We start from the raw sequence: 1,532 nt of genomic DNA on the forward strand, positions 1-1,532 counted from the left end.
ACCTCCCGTAGCGCGTTGCACACCTCGCCCACGGTCGCCCGCGCCCGCAGGGCGTCCTTCATCGGGTAGAGGACGTTGTCGGTGCCCTCCGCCGCCTTCTTCAGGTCCGCCAGCGCCGCGTCCACCGCCTGCTGGTCTCGTTCGGCTCGCAGCTTGGCGAGGCGTTCGGCCTGCTGGGCCTCGATCGCGGGATCCACGCGCAGCGGCTCGTAGGGCTCCTCCGCGTCGAGCTGGAAGCGGTTGACGCCGACGACGACCCGCTCGCCGGAGTCGGTCTCCTGCGCGATGCGGTAGGCGCTGCGCTCGATCTCGCTCTTCTGGAAGCCGTGCTCGATGGCGTTGACCGCGCCGCCCAGGTCCTCGACCTTCGCCATCAGCTCAAGCGCCGCCGCCTCCACGTCATCGGTCATCTTCTCGATGACATAGGAGCCCGCGAACGGGTCCACGGTCGCGGTCACGTCCGTCTCGTAGGCCAGGACCTGCTGGGTGCGCAGGGCCAGCCGCGCGCTTTTGTCGGTGGGCAGCGCGATGGCCTCGTCGAAGGAGTTGGTGTGCAGCGACTGCGTACCGCCCAGGACCGCCGCCAGACCCTGCACCGCCACCCGGACCAGGTTCACCTCCGGCTGCTGCGCCGTCAGCTGCACACCGGCCGTCTGCGTGTGGAAGCGCAGCATCAGCGACTTGGGGTTCTTCGCCCCGAACTCCTCGCGCATCACCCGCGCCCAGATCCTGCGGGCCGCACGGAACTTGGCGACCTCCTCGAGAATCGTCGTGCGCGCCACGAAGAAGAACGACAGCCGGGGCGCGAAGTCGTCGACGTCCATCCCGGCCGCCACGGCCGTGCGCACGTACTCGATGCCGTCGGCGAGGGTGAAGGCGATCTCCTGCGCGGGCGAGGCACCCGCCTCCGCCATGTGGTAGCCCGAGATCGAGATGGTGTTCCACTTCGGGATCTCGGCCCTGCAGTACTTGAAGATGTCCGCGATCAGCCGCAGGGACGGCTTGGGCGGGAAGATGTACGTCCCGCGCGCGATGTACTCCTTGAGCACATCGTTCTGGATCGTGCCGGTCAGCTGGTCCGCGCTCACCCCCTGCTCCTCCGCCACCAGTTGGTACAGCAGAAGCAGCAGCGCCGCCGGCGCGTTGATCGTCATCGACGTCGACACCTTGTCCAGCGGGATCCCGCCGAACAGCACCCGCATGTCGTCGATCGAGTCGATCGCCACACCCACCTTGCCGACCTCGCCGTGCGCGATCGGCGCATCGGAGTCATGCCCCATCTGGGTCGGCAGGTCGAAGGCCACCGACAGACCCATCGTGCCGTTGGCGATCAACTGCTGGTACCGCGCGTTGGACTCCGTCGCCGTACCGAAACCGGCGTACTGACGCATCGTCCACGGCCGACCCGTGTACATCGACGGGTAGACACCACGCGTGAAGGGATACGCCCCCGGCTCCCCCAGCTTCTGCGCCGGATCCCAGCCCTGAAGGGACTCAGGCCCGTACACCGGCTCGATGGGCAGTCCGGACTC

General features: G+C 68.2%; 1 protein-coding gene. It reads right to left on the reverse strand.

The annotated features are described in order from the left end of the window. Nucleotides 1-1,532 (reverse strand): acyl-CoA mutase large subunit family protein (locus tag EF387_RS46410; protein WP_128382580.1); only part of this gene is annotated, 1,532 nt, incomplete at both ends.

It is taken from the genome of Streptomyces cavernae, assembly GCF_004023625.1.
GTDB lineage: Bacteria > Actinomycetota > Actinomycetes > Streptomycetales > Streptomycetaceae > Streptomyces > Streptomyces cavernae.